The sequence below is a fragment of the Pseudomonas taiwanensis DSM 21245 genome (assembly GCF_000425785.1).
Taxonomy (GTDB): Bacteria; Pseudomonadota; Gammaproteobacteria; order Pseudomonadales; family Pseudomonadaceae; genus Aquipseudomonas; species Aquipseudomonas taiwanensis.
This window is the reverse complement of the sequence record NZ_KE384451.1, coordinates 161,628-179,416: the sequence shown is the minus strand read 5'-3', so window position 1 is coordinate 179,416 and position 17,789 is coordinate 161,628. Positions and strand designations below refer to the sequence as shown.

General features: G+C 62.3%; 16 protein-coding genes. 5 read left to right on the top strand and 11 right to left on the bottom strand.

Annotated features, from left to right (window positions below):
• Nucleotides 1-29: 29 nt before the first annotated feature.
• The 4 genes from H620_RS0122645 to H620_RS0122630 all read right to left on the bottom strand — a co-directional run bounded on the left by H620_RS0122645 (nucleotide 30) and on the right by H620_RS0122630 (nucleotide 3,008).
• Entirely contained in the window at nucleotides 30-323 is a 294-nt protein-coding gene (locus H620_RS0122645; protein WP_009395550.1) for a co-chaperone GroES, read from the bottom strand.
• A gap of 325 nt (nucleotides 324-648) precedes the next feature.
• Nucleotides 649-1,110: an FxsA family protein gene (locus tag H620_RS0122640; protein ID WP_023378855.1), complete on the bottom strand. Its 462-nt coding sequence runs from the start codon at nucleotides 1,108-1,110 to the stop codon at nucleotides 649-651.
• Between the two features lie 66 nt (nucleotides 1,111-1,176).
• Entirely contained in the window at nucleotides 1,177-1,908 is a 732-nt protein-coding gene (locus H620_RS0122635) for a HugZ family pyridoxamine 5'-phosphate oxidase (RefSeq protein ID WP_023378854.1), read from the bottom strand.
• A gap of 89 nt (nucleotides 1,909-1,997) precedes the next feature.
• On the bottom strand, nucleotides 1,998-3,008 hold the full coding sequence (locus H620_RS0122630; protein ID WP_023378853.1) for a DUF481 domain-containing protein: 1,011 nt from the start codon (nucleotides 3,006-3,008) through the stop codon (nucleotides 1,998-2,000).
• Nucleotides 3,009-3,161: 153 nt separating this feature from the next.
• Here H620_RS0122630 and H620_RS0122625 point away from each other — a divergent pair, with 153 nt between their 5' ends.
• Together H620_RS0122625 and H620_RS0122620 are read left to right on the top strand one after the other, a co-directional pair.
• Complete coding sequence (locus H620_RS0122625; protein WP_023378852.1) at nucleotides 3,162-3,515, top strand: MGMT family protein; 354 nt, start codon at nucleotides 3,162-3,164, stop codon at nucleotides 3,513-3,515.
• 43 nt (nucleotides 3,516-3,558) lie between these two features.
• Nucleotides 3,559-5,106, top strand: coding sequence for an AmpG family muropeptide MFS transporter (locus H620_RS0122620; protein WP_023378851.1), 1,548 nt, complete (start codon nucleotides 3,559-3,561; stop codon nucleotides 5,104-5,106).
• Between the two features lie 83 nt (nucleotides 5,107-5,189).
• Here H620_RS0122620 and H620_RS0122615 read toward each other — a convergent pair whose 3' ends face one another.
• The 3 genes from H620_RS0122615 to H620_RS0122605 form a co-directional block, all read right to left on the bottom strand.
• Nucleotides 5,190-6,434: an MFS transporter gene (locus H620_RS0122615; RefSeq protein WP_027908089.1), complete on the bottom strand. Its 1,245-nt coding sequence runs from the start codon at nucleotides 6,432-6,434 to the stop codon at nucleotides 5,190-5,192.
• Nucleotides 6,435-6,616: 182 nt separating this feature from the next.
• Nucleotides 6,617-7,456 (bottom strand): mechanosensitive ion channel family protein, encoded by an 840-nt coding sequence (locus H620_RS0122610; RefSeq protein WP_027908088.1) that lies wholly within the window; start codon nucleotides 7,454-7,456, stop codon nucleotides 6,617-6,619.
• Nucleotides 7,457-7,570: 114 nt separating this feature from the next.
• A complete protein-coding gene (locus H620_RS0122605) occupies nucleotides 7,571-8,056 on the bottom strand; it encodes a YajQ family cyclic di-GMP-binding protein (RefSeq protein WP_023378848.1) in 486 nt (161 codons plus the stop codon).
• 98 nt (nucleotides 8,057-8,154) lie between these two features.
• Between H620_RS0122605 and H620_RS0122600 the strand changes: the two genes are divergently transcribed.
• The 3 genes from H620_RS0122600 to H620_RS0122590 are packed head-to-tail and all read left to right on the top strand — an operon-like array spanning nucleotide 8,155 to nucleotide 11,709.
• Nucleotides 8,155-9,072 (top strand): putative 2-dehydropantoate 2-reductase, encoded by a 918-nt coding sequence (locus H620_RS0122600; RefSeq protein WP_023378847.1) that lies wholly within the window; start codon nucleotides 8,155-8,157, stop codon nucleotides 9,070-9,072.
• Nucleotides 9,073-9,110: 38 nt separating this feature from the next.
• Entirely contained in the window at nucleotides 9,111-11,141 is a 2,031-nt protein-coding gene (locus tag H620_RS0122595; protein ID WP_027908087.1) for a sensor histidine kinase, read from the top strand.
• Nucleotide 11,142: 1 nt separating this feature from the next.
• Complete coding sequence (locus H620_RS0122590; protein WP_027908086.1) at nucleotides 11,143-11,709, top strand: cob(I)yrinic acid a,c-diamide adenosyltransferase; 567 nt, start codon at nucleotides 11,143-11,145, stop codon at nucleotides 11,707-11,709.
• 45 nt (nucleotides 11,710-11,754) lie between these two features.
• Here H620_RS0122590 and H620_RS0122585 read toward each other — a convergent pair whose 3' ends face one another.
• From H620_RS0122585 to secA, 4 genes are all read right to left on the bottom strand, one after another.
• Nucleotides 11,755-12,699: a Nudix family hydrolase gene (locus H620_RS0122585; protein WP_023378844.1), complete on the bottom strand. Its 945-nt coding sequence runs from the start codon at nucleotides 12,697-12,699 to the stop codon at nucleotides 11,755-11,757.
• Nucleotides 12,696-13,328, bottom strand: a complete 633-nt coding sequence (locus tag H620_RS0122580) for a glutathione S-transferase family protein (protein ID WP_023378843.1) — start codon at nucleotides 13,326-13,328, stop codon at nucleotides 12,696-12,698. The genes H620_RS0122585 and H620_RS0122580 overlap by 4 nt, the downstream gene beginning before the upstream one ends.
• Before the next feature lie 133 nt (nucleotides 13,329-13,461).
• Nucleotides 13,462-14,679 carry a bifunctional glutamate N-acetyltransferase/amino-acid acetyltransferase ArgJ gene (gene argJ, locus H620_RS0122575; protein WP_027908085.1) on the bottom strand — a complete coding sequence of 406 codons (1,218 nt, stop codon included), beginning with the start codon at nucleotides 14,677-14,679 and terminating at the stop codon, nucleotides 13,462-13,464.
• Between the two features lie 176 nt (nucleotides 14,680-14,855).
• Nucleotides 14,856-17,591: a preprotein translocase subunit SecA gene (gene secA / locus H620_RS0122570; protein ID WP_027908084.1), complete on the bottom strand. Its 2,736-nt coding sequence runs from the start codon at nucleotides 17,589-17,591 to the stop codon at nucleotides 14,856-14,858.
• Nucleotides 17,592-17,789 lie beyond the last annotated feature (198 nt).

Here is a 17,789-nt window from a genome sequence, read left to right as displayed (position 1 = left end):
TTCTTTGGAGTAACGGGAAGTCGGGGAAATTAGCCTTCAACGACGGCGAGGATTTCGTTCTCGCTCATCACCAGCAGGTCTTCGCCATCGACTTTCACGGTGTTGCTGCCCGAGTAAGGGCCGAAAACCACTTTGTCACCCACTTTGACGGCCAGTGCACGTACTTCGCCGTTGTCCAGGATGCGACCGGTGCCCACGGCGACAACTTCGCCGCGGTTTGGTTTTTCAGCGGCCGAACCCGGCAGGACGATACCGCCAGCGGTTTTCGATTCTTCTTCGCTGCGACGGATGACTACGCGGTCATGCAGAGGACGAAGCTTCATTGTCGATCTCTCCCAAATTGTGGTTTTCATCGGCCGGTGTCGACACCGGCGGGTTGATACGATCCGGCGTAGCCGGGAGTGGCCCGCTTGGAGCGAACCACCTGTGTAATGTCTGGTGTCACCACCAGAAACCTTGCGGTGACCACATACATGAGGCCGTCATATTCAATTACAAGGTTTGCCATGGAAAATTTTTTATCAGACCACCAGGTGACCCAGAAACCGGCGCCGCTGCGGTGCCCCTTTCACGACACAAGGCCGCTCCTGCGGACGATTGCCGGAGCGGCCCTGGTGTCGTGAAGGGGGCCAACAGCGACCCTGGATCTTATTTGTCGCGGCGCTCGTACTCACCCTCGATCACATTGGGGCGATGGCCTGCATCGTTGGGTCGAGCCTGGAACGGGTCATCCTGGAAGGCTCGCTGGCGCATGGCCTGGGCCTCGGCCCGCTCGCGCATCTTGCGCGCGGCCAGGTGGCGGGTGAAAGGCAGCAGGCACAAAAGGCCCAGCACGTCGCTGATGAAGCCAGGCAGCAACAGCAGGCCACCACCGACGGCCAGCATCAGGCCCTGGAACATGTCCTCAGCGGGCAGTTCGCCGCGCTGCAGGCTTTCACGGGCACGCAAGGCGGTGGCCAGACCGGCCACGCGAATGACCAGCACACCCAGTGCAGAACCGGCGATGATCAACAGCAACGCCGGGAAGAAACCGATCGCCGCGCTGACCTTGACGAAGACGAACAGCTCCAGCACGGGAAAAATCAGAAACAGCAGTAGAAAAGCACGCATCAAGTGTTCCTCGACGGAAGACAATCTCCCAGTAAGAACCTCAAATGGATGCGTTTGCTCGCCTTTTCAACCCTCGATTTCTGTCGCGACCGGCCATTGGTCGGCGCGAGCCAGCAACACCAAGGCTTCGCGGACTTGTGTCGGGGTGTTGCAAGTGCTGGGGAAAGGCAACCAGTGAACACCCTGCCCGATGCGCAAGTGCATGCCTTCGCTGTCGATGCCGACCATTTCCGGCGTCGCGCTGCGCGGCAGGCCGCTGAGCTCGACATAGTGGGCGATGGCGTTGGCATGATCGCTGTTCATGTGCGCGATCATGCTGGCCTCGGCCTTGCCCACGAACGGGTTGGCCAGGGTTATCTGGTCCAGCCAATGGATGGCGCCGAAGCCGCCGATGTAGCGATGGCGCACAGGCTGCAACACCCAGAAGTCGAAATCGTGGGCTTTATGGTAATTGGCGGCTTCGGGGAAGTAGCGGTAGTAGCGCTCGGCCGCAGCCTCGATCTCGGCCTCAGCCACCAGCTTGTGGGCCTGGGCCATGACCGTCAGGCGCCCAACGGCCTGCACGTCCTCGGCATCGCGTTCACCGACCAGCAGCGAGCACTTGGGGTCTTTCTGCAGGTTGTGGGTGTGCTGGGCGATGCGACTGATGAGGATCAACGGATTGCCCTGGGCGTCCAGGCAGTACGGTACCACCGAGCCAAAGGGATAGCCCGGCATGGACTTGGAATGGGTCGAGAGCACGCCGCGGTATTCCTTGAGCAGCAGTTCGCGGGCGGGACGAATGGCGTTGGTACTCACGAAGGGCACTCCTGGCGGTGATAGGGATGGGGGACAAGATAAGCACTATCGAAGCCGGGTGCCACAATCAGGCGAAGGAACGCCGCAGCCTACCAGGCGACGCCGAAGCCTGCGGTGTAGCGGGTCTTGTCCAGGTCACTTTCACGCGTGCCGCTGATGACGTCCTTTTCCGCCTTAAGGTTGAGCGAGGCCCATTCGGTCACCTTGTAACGAAGCCCCAGTTCGGCATCCAGCGAGTAGTTGGCCACGCCCCCCAGGGGCTTGCCGATCTCACCGTTGGTGAACAACTCGACCCGCTTGCCGATCAGGTAGCGGTTGTAGTCCCACTTCACCGTCGTGGAATAGAAGTTGTCCTTGCCGCCGTCGCGGTATTCGAAATCGGTGCGGTTGACCAGGGTGCTCAAGGAGAATGCACCCAACTCGTCGTCCCAGAACTGGTAACCCGGGCCCGTACCCACGGTCCGCTGGCGAGCCAGGTCTTCGATATGGTCGCGTTTGTATTCCAAACGCCCCTTCCAGAACCACTTCTCTGTGATGAAGCGGTCCAGTGCGTATTCGGCACTCCAGTTGTTGGTGGTGGTGACGTCGTCCTTGGTCTCGCGGTTGTACTCGCCTTCGGCATTGTGCCGCCAACGGCCATGGCGACCGGTGGTCTTGAAGCTGACGTCATAATCGTCGCTGTCGGACTCAGCGCGCTTGTAGTCCATGGCGACGTCGATGTTGCCTTTCCACAGAAGGTCCTCGACCACCGGCTTGGGCTTCATGATCTGCTCGATGCTGGCCAGGTCGACGGTCTTGGGTGCTTCGCCATTGGCCAGGGTGACCTTGCCAGGCTCGGCAGCCTTGAGCGACTTGGCCTTTTCACCGGTGTAGGCGTCTTGCTTGACCAGCAGCTCCTGATCACTTTCGAGGGTCTGGACCTGTTTCCAGTCCAGGGCAATGGAGCCGCCGTATGGCGTTTCGAGCAGCAGCTTGCCGCCGTCGAACACCTTGATCTTGCCACTGAGCCGGTCGCCGTTCTTCATCCACACGGTATCGGCGAACGCAGGAGCGGCGCACAGGGAAACGGCAAGCAGGCACAACACGAATCTAGAATGCATAAGCGGACTATGGGTTCGATTTGACGAAAAAAGCCGGGCATTATCCAGATACCCACGACCAGAGCAAGGACAGACACAGACCATGCCGATGAGTTCAACTCTCATTTACCCCGACCACTCATCCGGTTTCATCCGTAGCGCAGGGCAGCCCTGATGTCTGGCGAAAACGCGCCTGTCCAGGACAGCCCAGACGCCCGACGAACGGCACTCTATTCGGTGCTGGGACAGGTGCCTGCCGGCAAGGTCGTAAGCTACGGCCAACTGGCCGAGCTGGCAGGACTGGGACGCGCAGCGCGTTGGGTCGGACGCACATTGGGGCAACTGCCCGCCGACACTCGCCTGCCATGGCACCGTGTCTTGGGTTCGGGCGGCCGCCTGAGCTTGGCGCTGGGCACGCCTTCGGGCGATGAACAGCGCGCCCGACTGCGCGCGGAAGGTGTGAATGTGACCAATAATCGTGTGGATATGACGCGCCATGGCTGGCGCCCGATGGAGCACAGCGGTTAGAGTGCGCGCTTTGTTTTCGCAATTTTGAGGCAGATGTTGGCCCATGCCCCGTAAAACCTGGCGCGCTGCGCTCGCTGCCTATGCCAGCCCGTCAACCTTGGTGCTTTTGCTGCTCGGCTTCGCCGCCGGTCTGCCCTACATGCTGGTGTTCTCGACGCTGTCGGTGTGGTTGCGCGAAGCGGGTGTGGCCCGCGAGACCATTGGTTACGCCAGCCTGATCGGCCTGGCCTATGCCTTCAAGTGGGTCTGGTCGCCGCTGCTCGACCAATGGCGCCTGCCGTTGCTCGGTGGCCTTGGCCGCCGCCGCTCATGGCTGTTGCTGTCGCAGAGCCTGGTGGTCATCGGCCTGGTGGGCATGAGCCTGTGCGACCCACAGCAGCACCTGTCGTGGCTGATTGCACTGGCGGTGCTGGTGGCATTCGCCTCCGCCACCCAGGACATCGCCGTCGACGCCTATCGTCTGGAAATCGCCGACGACCAACGTCAGGCTGCCCTGGCCGCCAGCTACATGGCGGGTTACCGCGTCGCAGCGCTGCTGGCCACCGCGGGCGCGCTGTTCTTCGCCGAATGGTTCGGCTCCACGGGCTTCAGCTACCTGCACAAGGCCTGGGCTGGGACCTACATTCTGTTCGGCGTGATGATGCTTCCGGCAGTGTTCACCACCCTGGTGATGCGCGAACCTCCAGTCCCCCTGCGCACCCAGCTGTCTGCGGCACGCTACGGGCTGGTTCACCAGCTGGCGTCGGTGTTCGTGCTGATCATCCTGCTGGTCTCGGTACCCGCCAGTTTCACCCAGCTGTTCAACACCGACTGGGCTAGCGTGATCTTCGGTGATGCCACCCCGCTCGACCTGCTGCTGGAAGACCGTGCCTTCCTGCGCCTGATTCTCTACGTGCTGCTGACCTGGGCCTGCCTGTCGTCCCTGGGCCGCCGAGGCCTGGCGCCAGTGCTCACGCCGGTCAACGACTTCATCGCCCGTTATCGCTGGCAGGCCCTGTTGCTGCTTGGCCTGATCGCAACCTACCGCATGTCGGACACGGTCATGGGGGTGATGGCCAACGTGTTCTACATCGACATGGGCTTCACAAAGGACCAGATCGCCAGTGTCAGCAAGATCTTCGGCCTGATCATGACCCTGGTGGGCGCGGGGATCGGCGGCTTGCTGATCGTGCGATTCGGCATCCTGCCGATCCTGTTCATCGGTGGCGTGGCCTCGGCGGCAACCAACATCCTGTTCCTGATGCTGGCGGACATGGGGCCGAACCTCGAAATGCTGGTGGTCACCATCTCGCTGGACAACTTCAGCTCCGGCATGGCGACTTCGGCATTCGTCGCCTACCTGTCGAGCCTGACCAACCTCAAGTTCTCGGCCACCCAGTACGCCCTGCTGAGCTCGATCATGCTGTTGCTGCCACGCCTGATTGGCGGGTATTCCGGCGTGATGGTGGAGAAGTTCGGCTACCACGACTTCTTCCTGATCACTGCCTTGCTTGGGGTGCCGACGCTGATTCTGATCGCGCTGCAGTGGCATCAGGAAGTGGGGCGTGGCAAGCAGGTGCCGGCGGAGAATTCAGCGGCCGAACGGCCCTGAGGCGGGTACCGATTCAACGGATCCTATCGCCGGCAAGCCGGCTCCTGCCGGTGACCACCTGGCTGGCGATAGGGGCATGAGTATTACTGAGCGACCGCCCCTTCCCCAGGCCGTCCACCCACCACGAACCACAGCGGCCAAAGCGCCAGCGCCCCGGCTGCACCCGCGGCCAGGGCAAAGTGCAGCAGGCTGGCGCCCGCCCCGATCATCGCCAATACCGCCCCGCCCAGTCCCAGTAAAGCGATGGTGATCATCCCCAGCATCGCCGACACCAGCCCTTTGCTCTGCTCGCTGGCGAACAACGTCATGCGATACAGCACCGCATTGGCCACCCCCAGCCCCAGCGCATACAAGGACATGCCTGCGACCACGCTGGTCACGGTAGGCCAGTACCAGGTCGCCACGGCCATCAGGCACAGACCGGCCAGGTAAGGCCATAGCGCGCCCCGCACCAGTGCTGGCAGCGGGTAGCGGTCGGCGATGCGGTTGATGATCAGGTTACCCAGGATCAAACCGCCAAACACCGGCAACTGCCACAGGGCATACGCCATCGTGCTCAGCCCTTCGTCGTGGATCAGCAACACCGGCGACAGGCCAATCCAGCCGATCAGAGGCAGGCCGACAAGGCCAAGCGCGGCACTACCAGCGACGAAGCGGCGGTTACTCAGTAGTTGGGCGTAGCCCGCCAGCAACGGCAGCAAGTGGATCGGCGTGAACGCCAGGCGCGAGCCATCGCGACGCTCGACGCCCAGGGTTTCCGGCATCAACCGGTGCAACAGCACCCACGTCAGCACCGCACCAACCGCGAAGGCGACGAACAGGTAACGCCAGTCCAGCCATTGCAACAGCAGCGTGCCCACCAGCGGGCCGAGCAATGGCGACAGCAGGGCGATATTGGCCAACAGGGCCATCATCCGCACCGCATCCGCTTCGCTAAAGGCTTCGTTCAGGGCTGGATAACTGACCGTGACCACGAAGCCAAGGCCGATGCCCTGCAACAGGCGTAGCAGGTTGAACAGGCCAATGTCGTTCACCCAGAAGGTCGCCAGGCAAGCCACGCCGAAGAAGGCGCAACCGGCCAACAGCAGGGGGCGACGCCCGTAGCGGTCGGCCAATGGACCGATCAGCCACTGCAGGACCACACCACCGAGCAGGTAGAGGTTCAGGGCGTGAGGTATGTATTCGGGGCTGGCGTTCAAATGATCGACCACCACCGGCATGGCAGGCATGACCGCATCGCTGGCCAGGTAAGTCAGCAGCTCGAACAGGGCAAGGGTCAGGCCGAACAGCAGGGCCCTGAGGGGGGTGATGTACAACAATGGCTTCATGGTGGGTATCGGGTGGAAATAGCTTGGGCCAGCCTATATGCCAGAAACGGCGAGCTTTGGCTGTGAACAAGTGTAACGGTGGAAAAACAGAAACCGCCCCGCAGGTAGCAGCCATACGCTGTACCCGTCGGAGCGGCCTCGTGTCGCGAGTGGGCTGCACAGCAGCCCCTTGCACTGGTAGCTTACGACGCCACCGTCTCCTGCACCACGCGAATGACGCGCTGCGGGAACGGAATGTCGATACCCTCAGCCTTCAACCGGTCACGGGCATGCTCGTTGAGCATGAACATCACGTCCCAGTAATCGGCGGTCTTGGTCCACAGACGCAGGGACACCGTGATCGAGCTGTCACCCAGCGTCGCAACTACCGCCTGCGGCGCAGGGTCGGGCAGCACGCGAGGGTCTTGCGCCAGCTCCAGCAGCACATTACGCGCCTTCTGCAGGTCGGCCTCGTAGTCCACGCCGACATCGAACACCACCTTGCGGGTAGGCTGACGGTTGGTGTTGGTGATGATGCCATTGGACAGGCTGCCGTTGGGCATGATCACGGTCTTGTTGTCACCGGTACGCAGCACGGTGTGGAAGATCTGGATGCTGTCGACGGTGCCACTGACACCCTGAGCTTCGATCCAGTCGCCAATTCGGAATGGGCGGAACATCAGAATCAGCACGCCGCCGGCGAAGTTCGCCAGGCTACCTTGCAAGGCCAGGCCAATGGCCAGGCCAGCGGCACCGATAGCCGCAACGAACGAGGTGGTCTCGATGCCGATCATCGACGCCACGCTGACGACCAGCAGCACCTTGAGTACGATGTTGGCCAAGGTGCTGATGAAGCTTTGCAGCGCCACATCGGCCCGCAGCCCCACCAGTTTGCCCAGCCGCGCACTGAGCTTGTTGATCAACCACCAGCCGATGGCCAGGGTCAACAGCGCCAGCACGAGGCGGCTGCCGTACTCCATGATCAAGGGAATCCAGGTCTGCGATTGGCGGACCAGCTGATCGACTTCAGCGTTCAAATCCATATTCATCTCCTGATGCCGAGCGGCAATTGCACAGTAAAACGGTCCGCGGAGCGTTCAGCGGCCGCAGGAACCGGTGGACATCAATACGCCACCAAGGTTCCTGCGCCGGACAGATCAATCGCGGAAGTTGTTGAACTGCAGCGGCATGTCGAATTCCTTGGTGCGCAGCAGGGCGATCGCTTCCTGCAGGTCGTCACGCTTCTTGCCGGTGACGCGTACCTGCTCGCCCTGGATGGCGGCCTGGACCTTCAGCTTGCCGTCCTTGATGGTAGCGACGATCTTCTTGGCCAAGTCTTTGTCGATACCTTCGCGGAACTTGGTTTCCTGCTTCATTTCCTTGCCCGAAGGATAGGCGTCCTTCACTTCCAGGCACTTTACGTCGATCTTGCGCTTGACCAGGGCCAGGCGCAGGATCTCGACCATCGCCTCAAGCTGGAACTCGGCTTCGGCGGTCAAAAGCACGGTCTGCTCCTTTTCCTTGAACTCGAAGCTGCCCTTGCCCTTGAGGTCGTAGCGACGGTCCAATTCCTTGATGGCGTTGTCGACAGCGTTCTGCACTTCGTGCTTGTCCAGTTCCGATACCACGTCGAACGAAGGCATGTTGTTCTCCAAAATAAAAGCGCGCTCGGCGTGAAGATGGAGCGCGCGGGGTTTGACGGTTAAAATGCGAGCTCATTATAACGGGTTGCGAAACGCAGATGAGCAGCACCTGGCATATTCTCGGCGCCGGCAGCCTCGGCAGCCTGTGGGCCTGCCGCCTGGCACGGGCAGGCAAGGCAGTACGGTTGATCCTGCGCGATGAGCGTCGCCTGAAGGCTTATCAGCAAGCCGGAGGGCTGACCCTGCTCGAGCAGGACCTCTCGAACCGTTACGCGATACCCGCCGAAACCGCTGCGGCCCACGGGCCGATCCACCGCCTGCTGGTCGCCTGCAAGGCGTATGACGCCGCGCCAGCCGTCGCTCACCTGGCGCCCAGGCTGGCCGAAGGCGCAGAAATCGTGCTGCTGCAAAATGGCCTGGGTAGCCAGGATGAGGTGGCCGACCAGGTCCCCCATGCCCGGTGCATCTTCGCCTCGAGCACCGAAGGCGCGTTCCGTGAGGATGATTGGCGGGTCCGCTTTGCCGGCCATGGTTTCAACTGGCTGGGCGACCCGGTCAACCCCAGCACGCCGGAATGGTTCGATGACCTGCATGAGGCGGGGATTCCCGCCGAATGGACGGTGGATATCCTTACCCGGCTGTGGCGCAAACTCGCGCTGAACTGCGCCATCAACCCGCTGACCGTGCTGCATGATTGTCACAACGGCGGGTTGCTGGGGCATCTGCCGGAAGTCGACGCCGTTTGCGCCGAGCTGGGCGCGCTGCTGTGCCATTGCGGTCAGCCCCAGGCAGCGGAAAACCTCGATGAAGAAGTACAGCGGGTGATCCTCGCCACCGCCGCCAACTACTCTTCCATGTATCAGGATGTGCGGGCCGGCCGACGTACCGAGGTGCATTACCTGCTCGGCCATGCATGCCGGGTCGCCACCCGTCATGGCGTAGCCCTGCCGCAGCTGGAACAGTTGCACCAGCGCCTGGTCGATAACCTGCAGGCCCGCGGCTTGCCCAGCGCCTGACGCTGGCCATTGAACCCGATACGGACATTGCCTTGCCCATGACCCTGCGCCAACGCCTGGAAAACCTCCCGGTAGGTCAGAAACTGCTGGCTGCCCTGCTGGTACTGCTGGTCACCATTTTGCTGGTGGCCAACCTGACGTTCATCAGCGCCGCCTACTGGATCACCCAGGAGAGCATGGCGCCCCAGGCACTGCAGACCATCGGCCGGCTGGTGGCCAACCCCCAGCTGTCGACCCGCGCGGGCGATAGCCCGGAGTCGGCCAGCGCCCTGCTCAACGAACTGGACAGCTACACCCCTCTGCGCGCCGCCGCGATCTACGGCGGTGACGGCCGCATGCTCGCGCAGCTCCAGCATGGCGACCCACTGACCTTGCCCAAGCGCTACCGCAATATCGACGGTTGGCGGCTGATGGAGTTTCGCAGTACGCAACTGATCCGTATCCCCCGGGACGCCAGTCCGCCAGCCCACCTGCTGCTGGTGGCCAGCAGCGAGCTACCGACCGCTTTCTACACCGGCACGCTCAGCGCCAGCCTGGCCATCCTGATATTCAGTATCCTGTTGTGGGTGGTCATCGCCAGACAGATCAAGCGGCTGATCACACAGCCGATCAACCAGCTCGAGGAACTCAGCCGCCAGGTCACCCGCGAAGAGAGCTACGCCCTGCGTGCCAAGCGTGGCAACGAGGACGAGATCGGCAGTCTGGCCGAAGCCTTTAACACCATGTTGTCGCGCATCGAGGCGCGAGAGCAGCAACTCAAGCGCGCCCGAGATGAATTCCAGACGGCCTATGACCAGGCCCAGGGTCTTGCCGAGGAAACCCGCCACACCAACCGTAAACTGGAACTGGAAGTTCAGGTACGCAGCAAGATCGAGAAAAAGCTCACCGGCTTCCAGAACTACCTCAACAGCATCATTGACTCGATGCCATCGGCCCTGATCGCCCTGGACGAGCAGCTCTACGTCACCCAATGGAACCATGAGGCCACGGTGCTCTCCGGCACGCCCCTGGACGAAGCGCTGAACCAGCCGATCTTCATCGCCTTCGAGCCGCTCAAGCCCTTCCTGCCGCAGCTCAAGGAAAGCGTCGAGAAGCACCGCGTAGCCAAGATAGAGCGGGTCACCTGGCCCAAGGGGGACGACCTGCGCCATTACGCGTTGACGTTCTACCCGTTGATGGGCGGCGGCGGCCGCGGCGTGGTGATCCGCATCGACGACATCACTCAACGCCTGTCACTGGAAGAAATGATGGTGCAGTCGGAGAAGATGCTGTCGGTCGGCGGCCTGGCCGCAGGCATGGCCCATGAGATCAACAACCCGTTGGGCGCCATCTTGCACAACGTGCAGAACATCCGACGGCGCCTGTCGCCAGAGCTGCCCCGTAACCAGGAGCAAGCCAGCGAGCTGGGCATCGACCTGTCCAACGTCAATCGCTATCTGGAGAGCCGCGACGTTCCTCAGTTACTCGACGGCATCCAGCAGGCCGGCACGCGTGCGGCGAAGATCGTTACCCACATGCTCAGCTTCAGTCGCCGCAGCAATCGGCAACTGGCGCCGTGCGACCTGCCCGCCTTGATCGATCAGGCAGTGGACATCGCCAGCAACGACTTCGACCTCACCATCGGTTTCGACTTCAAAGGACAAGCCATCGTCCGCCAGTTCGACCCTGAGCTGGGGCCGGTCCCTTGCACCGCCAACGAGCTCGAACAGGTACTGCTCAACCTGCTGAAGAACGCCGCCCAGGCGATTCACCAGCGCCCGCAACCTTGCGAACCCGGACGCATCACGCTGCGTACCCGGCTCAATCCGCCTTGGGCGGAAATCCAAGTGGAAGACAACGGCATCGGCATGCCCGAAACAGTGCGCAAGCGCATGTTCGAGCCCTTCTTCACCACCAAGGAAGTGGGCCAGGGTACAGGCCTTGGGTTGTCGGTCTCTTATTTCATCATCACCAACAACCACAAAGGGCAGATGGAGGTGCAGTCCACGCCGGGCCACGGCACCTGCTTCACTCTGCGCCTGCCCCTCGGCCAGCCGACCACGGCGGCGCCAGGCACAACGGAGGCATGACATGGGCTACCGCCTTTCAAAGATCTACACACGCACCGGCGACAAAGGCGAAACCGGCCTGGGCGACGGTCGTCGCGTCCCCAAGGACCATCCACGGATCGAGGCGATCGGCGAAGTGGACAGTCTTAACAGCCAGCTTGGGCTACTGCTGGCCGGCCTGGCCGAACAAGGGCTGGATGAAGTGAGCGAGGTGCTTGCGCCGTGCCAGCATCGGTTGTTCGACCTGGGTGGTGAGCTGGCAATGCCAAGTTACCAGGCGCTGGACCAGGCCGAGGTGGAGCGACTGGAAGCCGCCATCGACGTGTGGAACGAAGAGCTGGGGCCGTTGAAGAACTTCATTCTGCCCAGCGGCTCTGCTCTGGTGGCCCAGGCCCATGTGTGTCGGAGCCTGGCCCGCACTGCGGAACGCCGGTGTCAGCAGTTGAACGCCGTAGAACCGCTCGAAGGCGTGGGCCTGGCCTACATCAACCGGCTTTCCGATCTGCTGTTCGTGGCGGCCCGCATCATTGGGCGCCGCCAAGGAATCGCTGAGGTCTTGTGGCAGCCTGCAGGGAAGACGCCAGACTGACGGTGGACCTTGTGTCGCGCAAGGGCCGCTCAGCGGCCCCGCCGTTCAGACCTCAGGCCAGAAGGCCCGGATCCCCGCAACGCCCTGTGCCCCGACGTCCCAGGCACGCTCGCGCTCACTGGGTCCAACCCCACCCAGCAAGAATACCGGTTGGTTGAAACCGGCAATCATCTGCCGCGCTGCATCCCAGCCCAGTGGCGCCGCCTCTGGATGGGTCTGGGTCGGCTGAACCGGCGACAGGGTGACGAAGTCCACGCCCATCCGTTCGGCCAACGCCAGTTCCTCTGCATTATGGCAGGACGCCGCCAGCCAACGCGCCGTCGGGAACGGTCGGCCCTTGGCCGCATACTTACGCAACTGCGCGGCGGTGAGGTGCCAACCAGCCGCGGGGAAGTCGCCCAGCCACTCCAGCGGCCCCTTGAGCATCAGTTGCGCCTTGCCAGCACAAAGGCCAACCGCGTCCACCGCCACATCCCGGTACTTGGGGTCGTACATGTCCGGTGCCCGCAGCTGGATCAGACGGATACCCGAGGCGACGGCCTTCTGGATGCCCTTGAGCATCTCGGGTACCTCAAGCCCGTCCGGGGTAATCAGATACTGATCCGGCAACCGCGCGGCAGCGACGATCGGCTTGTTGGCTTCCGGGAACGCGTACTGCCCAAGATCACGCGGGGCTACCCAGGCCAGCGGCTGCCCTTCGGCACCATGAGGTTCGCCGGTGAAGGCGTCGACTTCATGGACATCCAGCAACACCTGCTTGTCCGGGTAGTCATGGCTGACCTTGATCAGCGGTCGCGAACGGGTCACCTCGATGCCCAACTCCTCGCGCAACTCGCGGACCAGCGCCGACTCGACGCCTTCGCCCTCCTCCACCTTGCCCCCAGGGAACTCCCACAGGCCACCCTGATGCTGGCTATCGGCACGCCGGGCGATAAGGATCCGGCCGTCACCACCGCGAATGACCGCTGCTACGACATGAATCCGTTTCACCCTTCACGCTCCGCGAGTCCTGCTTTCTGCCAGGCCTGGAAGGCCGGCCACTGGTAGAGGGTTTCGATGTAGGCCGCCGCATGCGCCGGCACATCGACTCGATAGGTACGCAGGCGTACGGCGACCGGCGCGAAGAAGGCATCGGCCAGGGTCGGCTTGCCGAACAGGAACGGGCCACTGTCCTTGGCCACCAGGCGGCACTCCGACCACAACGCGACGATACGATCGATGTCCACTTGCACCTCCAGCGGGATGCTCTCCAGGGCGGCGTCTCGGGACAAGTCGAAAGGCATGGCACTGCGCAAGGCGGTGAACCCGCTGTGCATCTGAGCGCAGGCCGAGCGGGCCTGCGCACGCGCTGCGATATCTGCAGGCCATAGCTGGGCAGCGGGGTGGCGTTCGTTGAGGTATTCGGCAATCGCCAGGGAATCGGCGATCACGCCGTGCTCGGTCTTGAGCAATGGCACCTTGCCGGTAGCGGAGTACTGAAGGATGCGCTGGCGGGTGTCTGGCTGGTTGAGTTTGATCAGCGTTTCTTCATAGTCCGCGCCAGCCAGCTCGAGGGCCAGGGCGCCACGTAGCGACCACGAAGAATAGCGTTTGTCGCCGATGATCAGGTGATAGCTCATGGGTCGGCTCCATTGAATGCGGGTGAGTGGCGGCTGCCTGGCAGGCTATCGCCGCGGTTCGGCACCACGGCAAGCCGGCTCCTGTGGACATTGCACCTGCAGGAGCTGACTTACCGGCGAACAGGACCTTGTATCAGGTACGGTATTCGGCGTTGATCTTCACGTACTCGTGGGACAGGTCGGTGGTCCAGATGGTTTCGCTGCACTGGCCACGGCCCAGCTCGATGCGAATGGTGATTTCCTCCTGGGCCATCACCTTGGCACCCTGGTCTTCGGTGTAACTTGGGCTGCGGCCGCCTTTGCTGGCAATGCAGACGTTGTCCAGGTACACGTCGATCAGGCTGACATCCAGTTCCGGCACACCGGCGCGGCCCACTGCAGCCAGAATACGGCCCCAGTTCGGGTCGGACGCGAACAGCGCGGTCTTGATCAGCGGCGAGTGGGCCACGGCGTAACCGACGTCCAGACACTCCTGGTGGTTGCCGCCGCCATTGACCTGAACGGTGACGAACTTGGTAGCGCCTTCGCCATCACGGACGATGGCCTGAGCCACTTCCATGCACACCTCGAACACCGCCTTTTTCAGGGCTTTGAACAGCGCACCGCTGGCTTGGGTGACCTCCGGCAGGTTGGCCTTGCCGGTGGCGATGAGCATGCAGCAATCGTTGGTCGAGGTGTCGCCGTCGATGGTGATGCGGTTGAACGACTTGTTGGCGCCATCGAGCATCAGGTCCTTGAGCACCGCCGGTGCGACCTTGGCGTCGGTGGCGATATAACCGAGCATGGTGGCCATGTTCGGACGGATCATGCCCGCGCCCTTGCTGATGCCGGTCACGGTGACGGTCACGCCATCGTGCTGGAACTGACGGCTGGCGCCTTTGGGCAGGGTGTCGGTGGTCATGATGCCGGTGGCGGCTTCAGCCCAGTTGTTTTCCGACAGGTTGTCCAGGGCGGCCTGCAGGGCGCCTTCGATCTTCTCTACCGGCAGCGGCTCACCGATGACACCGGTAGAGAACGGCAGTACCGATTCGGCAGGTACGCCGGCAAGTTCCGCCAGCTTGGCGCAGGTACGCTCGGCAGCGGCCAGACCAGGAGCGCCGGTACCGGCGTTGGCGTTGCCGGTGTTGGTCAGCAAGTAGCGCACGGTGCCCTGCACACGCTGCTTGGACAGGATCACCGGCGCTGCGCAGAAGGCATTGAGGGTGAACACACCTGCGACGCTGGAGCCTTCGGCACAGCGCATGACCACCACATCCTTGCGCCCGGGACGCTTGATGCCCGCGGATGCAATACCGAGTTCGAAACCCGGAACCGGGTGCAAGGTGGGCAAAGGACCAAGACCAACAGCCATTAGAGCGCTCCTAGAAATAGGGTTTGAGAACAATGTGTAGAGCGGGGCCGCTTGGCGCCCCCTTCGTGACACAAAGCCGCTCCCACCGGATACCACGCCGCCGATGAGCTGGGCGCAGTACCTGTGGGAGCGGCCTTGTGTCGCGATAGGGCCGCAGAGCGGCCCCTCAGGTCAGATCACTCGATCTGACCATGGCAATGCTTGAACTTCTTGCCCGAACCACACCAGCACGGCTCGTTGCGGCCCAGCTTCTGCTCGTTGCGCACCGGCGCGGCAGCCACGGCCACTTCGGCGCCCTCCTCGCTCTGCTGCTCGGCTTCAAGACCAGGGGCAGCGGCGTGCTGGAACTGCATGCGGCTGGCCAGCTCCTCGGCCTCGCGACGCAGACGGGCTTCCTCTTCGGCTGGATCTTCGCGACGCACCTGAACGTGGGACAGCACACGAATGGTGTCGCGCTTGATCGACTCGAGCAGTTCCTGGAACAGGGTGAACGATTCGCGCTTGTACTCCTGCTTCGGGTTCTTTTGCGCGTAACCACGCAGGTGAATACCGTGACGCAGGTGGTCCATGGTCGACAGGTGGTCTTTCCACAGGTCGTCCAGCACGCGCAGCAGGATCTGCTTCTCGAAGGTGCGCAGGGCCTCGATGCCGGCCTGGTCTTCCTTCTCGGTGTAGGCGCGGGTGATCTCGTTCAGCAGCTTCTCGCGCAGGGTCTCCTCGTAGAGGTGATCGTCCTCGTCGAGCCACTGCTGGATCGGCAGCTTCATGGCGAAATCACTGGCCAGCGACGCTTCCAGACCGGCCACGTCCCACTGCTCAGGCAGCGACTGCGGTGGAATGTGCTGGCTGATGGTGGCATCCAGGACTTCCTTGCGGAACTCTTCGATGGTATCGCCAATGTTCTCGGCGGCCAGCAGGCTGTTGCGCATGTGGTAGATCACCTTGCGCTGCTCGTTGGCCACGTCGTCGTATTCGAGCAACTGCTTGCGGATGTCGAAGTTGCGGCCTTCGACCTTGCGCTGGGCTTTCTCGATGGCGTTGGTCACCATGCGGTGTTCGATAGCCTCGCCGGACTGCATGCCCAGGGCCTTCATGAAGTTCTTCACCCGGTCGGAGGCGAAGATACGCATCAGGCTGTCTTCCAGCGACAGGTAGAAGCGGCTCGAACCCGGGTCGCCCTGACGACCGGAACGGCCGCGCAGCTGGTTGTCGATACGGCGGGATTCGTGACGCTCGGAAGCGATGACGTGCAGGCCGCCAGCCTCGATCACTTGCTGGTGACGTTTCTGCCAATCCGCCTTGATCTGGGCGATCTGCTCGGCGGTCGGGTTCTCCAAGGCCGCCACTTCGGCCTCCCAGTTGCCGCCCAGCAGGATGTCGGTACCGCGACCGGCCATGTTGGTGGCGATGGTCAGCGCACCTGGCGCGCCGGCCTGGGCGATGATCTCGGCTTCCTTCTCGTGGTACTTGGCGTTCAGTACCTTGTGGTCGATACCTTCCTTCTTCAGAAGGTTCGACATGTGCTCGGACGTTTCGATGGTCGCGGTACCTACCAGTACCGGACGGCCATGACTCAGGCTCTCTTTGATGTCAGCGATGATCGCGGCATATTTTTCGTCCGCGGTCAGGTAGACCAGGTCGTTGAAGTCCTTGCGCGCCAGCGGCTTGTTAGGCGGAATGACCATCACGTTGAGGGCGTAGATCTGGGCGAATTCGAACGCTTCGGTATCGGCGGTACCGGTCATGCCGGACAGCTTGGTGTAGAGACGGAAGTAGTTCTGGAAGGTGGTCGAAGCCAGCGTCTGGCTTTCGGCCTGGATGTTCAGGTTTTCCTTCGCCTCGATGGCCTGGTGCAGGCCCTCGGACAGACGGCGGCCTGGCATGGTACGGCCGGTGTGCTCGTCGATCAGCAGGACCTGGCCGTCCTGGACGATGTACTCGACGTTGCGGTGGAACAGCTTGTGCGCACGCAGGCCGGCGTAGACGTGGGTCAGCAGGCCCAGGTTGTGCGCCGAGTAGAGGCTTTCGCCCTCGGCCAGCAGACCGGCCTGGGTCAGCATCTCTTCGATGTACTGGTGACCGGCCTCGTTGAGTTCGACCTGGCGGCTCTTCTCGTCGATGGTGAAGTGGCCTTCCTGGGTGACCTGACCTTCGACCTCTTCGATGTGCTGCTTCAAGCGCGGGATCAGGCGGTTGATCTCGATGTACAGCTTCGAGCTGTCTTCGGCCTGGCCAGAGATGATCAGCGGGGTACGGGCTTCGTCGATGAGGATCGAGTCGACTTCGTCGATCACGGCGAAGTTCAGTTCACGCTGGAACTTCTCTTCCTGGCTGAAGGCCATGTTGTCGCGCAGGTAGTCGAAACCGAATTCGTTGTTGGTGCCGTAGGTGATGTCGGCGGCGTAGGCGGCGCGCTTCTCTTCCGGCGGCTGGAAGGCCGATACGATGCCAACGGTCAGGCCGAGGAATTCGTACAGCGGACGCATCCAGTTGGCGTCACGGCGGGCCAGGTAGTCGTTGACGGTCACGACATGCACGCCCTTGCCGGACAATGCATTGAGATAGACGGCCAGGGTACCGACCAAGGTCTTGCCTTCGCCGGTGCGCATTTCTGCGATCATACCCTCGTGCAGGGTCATGCCGCCGATCAGCTGCACATCGAAGTGACGCATGCCCATGACTCGCTTGCCGGCCTCACGGGCAACGGCGAAGGCCTCGGGCAGCAATTGGTCCAGTGTCTCGCCTTTGGCCAGGCGCTCCTTGAACTCTGCGGTCTTGCCCCGCAGCTGCTCGTCGGAGAGGGCCACCATCTTCTCTTCGAGAGCATTGACGATGTTCACCGTCTTGAGCATGCGTTTGACTTCACGCTCGTTCTTGCTTCCAAAAAGTTTCTTTAACAAAGGCGCAAACATATCGGCAGGATCTTCCACACGTAGGGATGGAGGGCGGCCCCATGAGTCGCCCGTGCAGCCCTGAGGCCGCATGCGAACGAGCATTCTACCCGGAAACGATGGTGAGGAAAGTGGTGGATTTCCACGATGCTGGCACAGCGCTTTGGCGGGGGCGTTTCTAAGATAGGGTCATTTTCACTGAGTTCAACCCTTGTGTTC

Excerpts from the sequence above, each read along its gene's own strand:
- secA (WP_027908084.1), bottom strand. The coding sequence starts at position 17,591 with ATGTTTGCGCCTTTGTTAAAGAAACTTTTTGGAAGCAAGAACGAGCGT.
- H620_RS0122595 (WP_027908087.1), top strand. The coding sequence starts at position 9,111 with ATGACCCTGCGCCAACGCCTGGAAAACCTCCCGGTAGGTCAGAAACTG.
- H620_RS0122640 (WP_023378855.1), bottom strand. The coding sequence starts at position 1,110 with ATGCGTGCTTTTCTACTGCTGTTTCTGATTTTTCCCGTGCTGGAGCTG.
- H620_RS0122610 (WP_027908088.1), bottom strand. The coding sequence starts at position 7,456 with ATGGATTTGAACGCTGAAGTCGATCAGCTGGTCCGCCAATCGCAGACC.
- H620_RS0122620 (WP_023378851.1), top strand. The coding sequence starts at position 3,559 with ATGCCCCGTAAAACCTGGCGCGCTGCGCTCGCTGCCTATGCCAGCCCG.
- argJ (WP_027908085.1), bottom strand. The coding sequence starts at position 14,679 with ATGGCTGTTGGTCTTGGTCCTTTGCCCACCTTGCACCCGGTTCCGGGT.
- H620_RS0122580 (WP_023378843.1), bottom strand. The coding sequence starts at position 13,328 with ATGAGCTATCACCTGATCATCGGCGACAAACGCTATTCTTCGTGGTCG.
- H620_RS0122600 (WP_023378847.1), top strand. The coding sequence starts at position 8,155 with ATGAGCAGCACCTGGCATATTCTCGGCGCCGGCAGCCTCGGCAGCCTG.
- H620_RS0122590 (WP_027908086.1), top strand. The coding sequence starts at position 11,143 with ATGGGCTACCGCCTTTCAAAGATCTACACACGCACCGGCGACAAAGGC.
- H620_RS0122625 (WP_023378852.1), top strand. The coding sequence starts at position 3,162 with ATGTCTGGCGAAAACGCGCCTGTCCAGGACAGCCCAGACGCCCGACGA.
- H620_RS0122605 (WP_023378848.1), bottom strand. The coding sequence starts at position 8,056 with ATGCCTTCGTTCGACGTGGTATCGGAACTGGACAAGCACGAAGTGCAG.
- H620_RS0122630 (WP_023378853.1), bottom strand. The coding sequence starts at position 3,008 with ATGCATTCTAGATTCGTGTTGTGCCTGCTTGCCGTTTCCCTGTGCGCC.
- H620_RS0122645 (WP_009395550.1), bottom strand. The coding sequence starts at position 323 with ATGAAGCTTCGTCCTCTGCATGACCGCGTAGTCATCCGTCGCAGCGAA.
- H620_RS0122615 (WP_027908089.1), bottom strand. The coding sequence starts at position 6,434 with ATGAAGCCATTGTTGTACATCACCCCCCTCAGGGCCCTGCTGTTCGGC.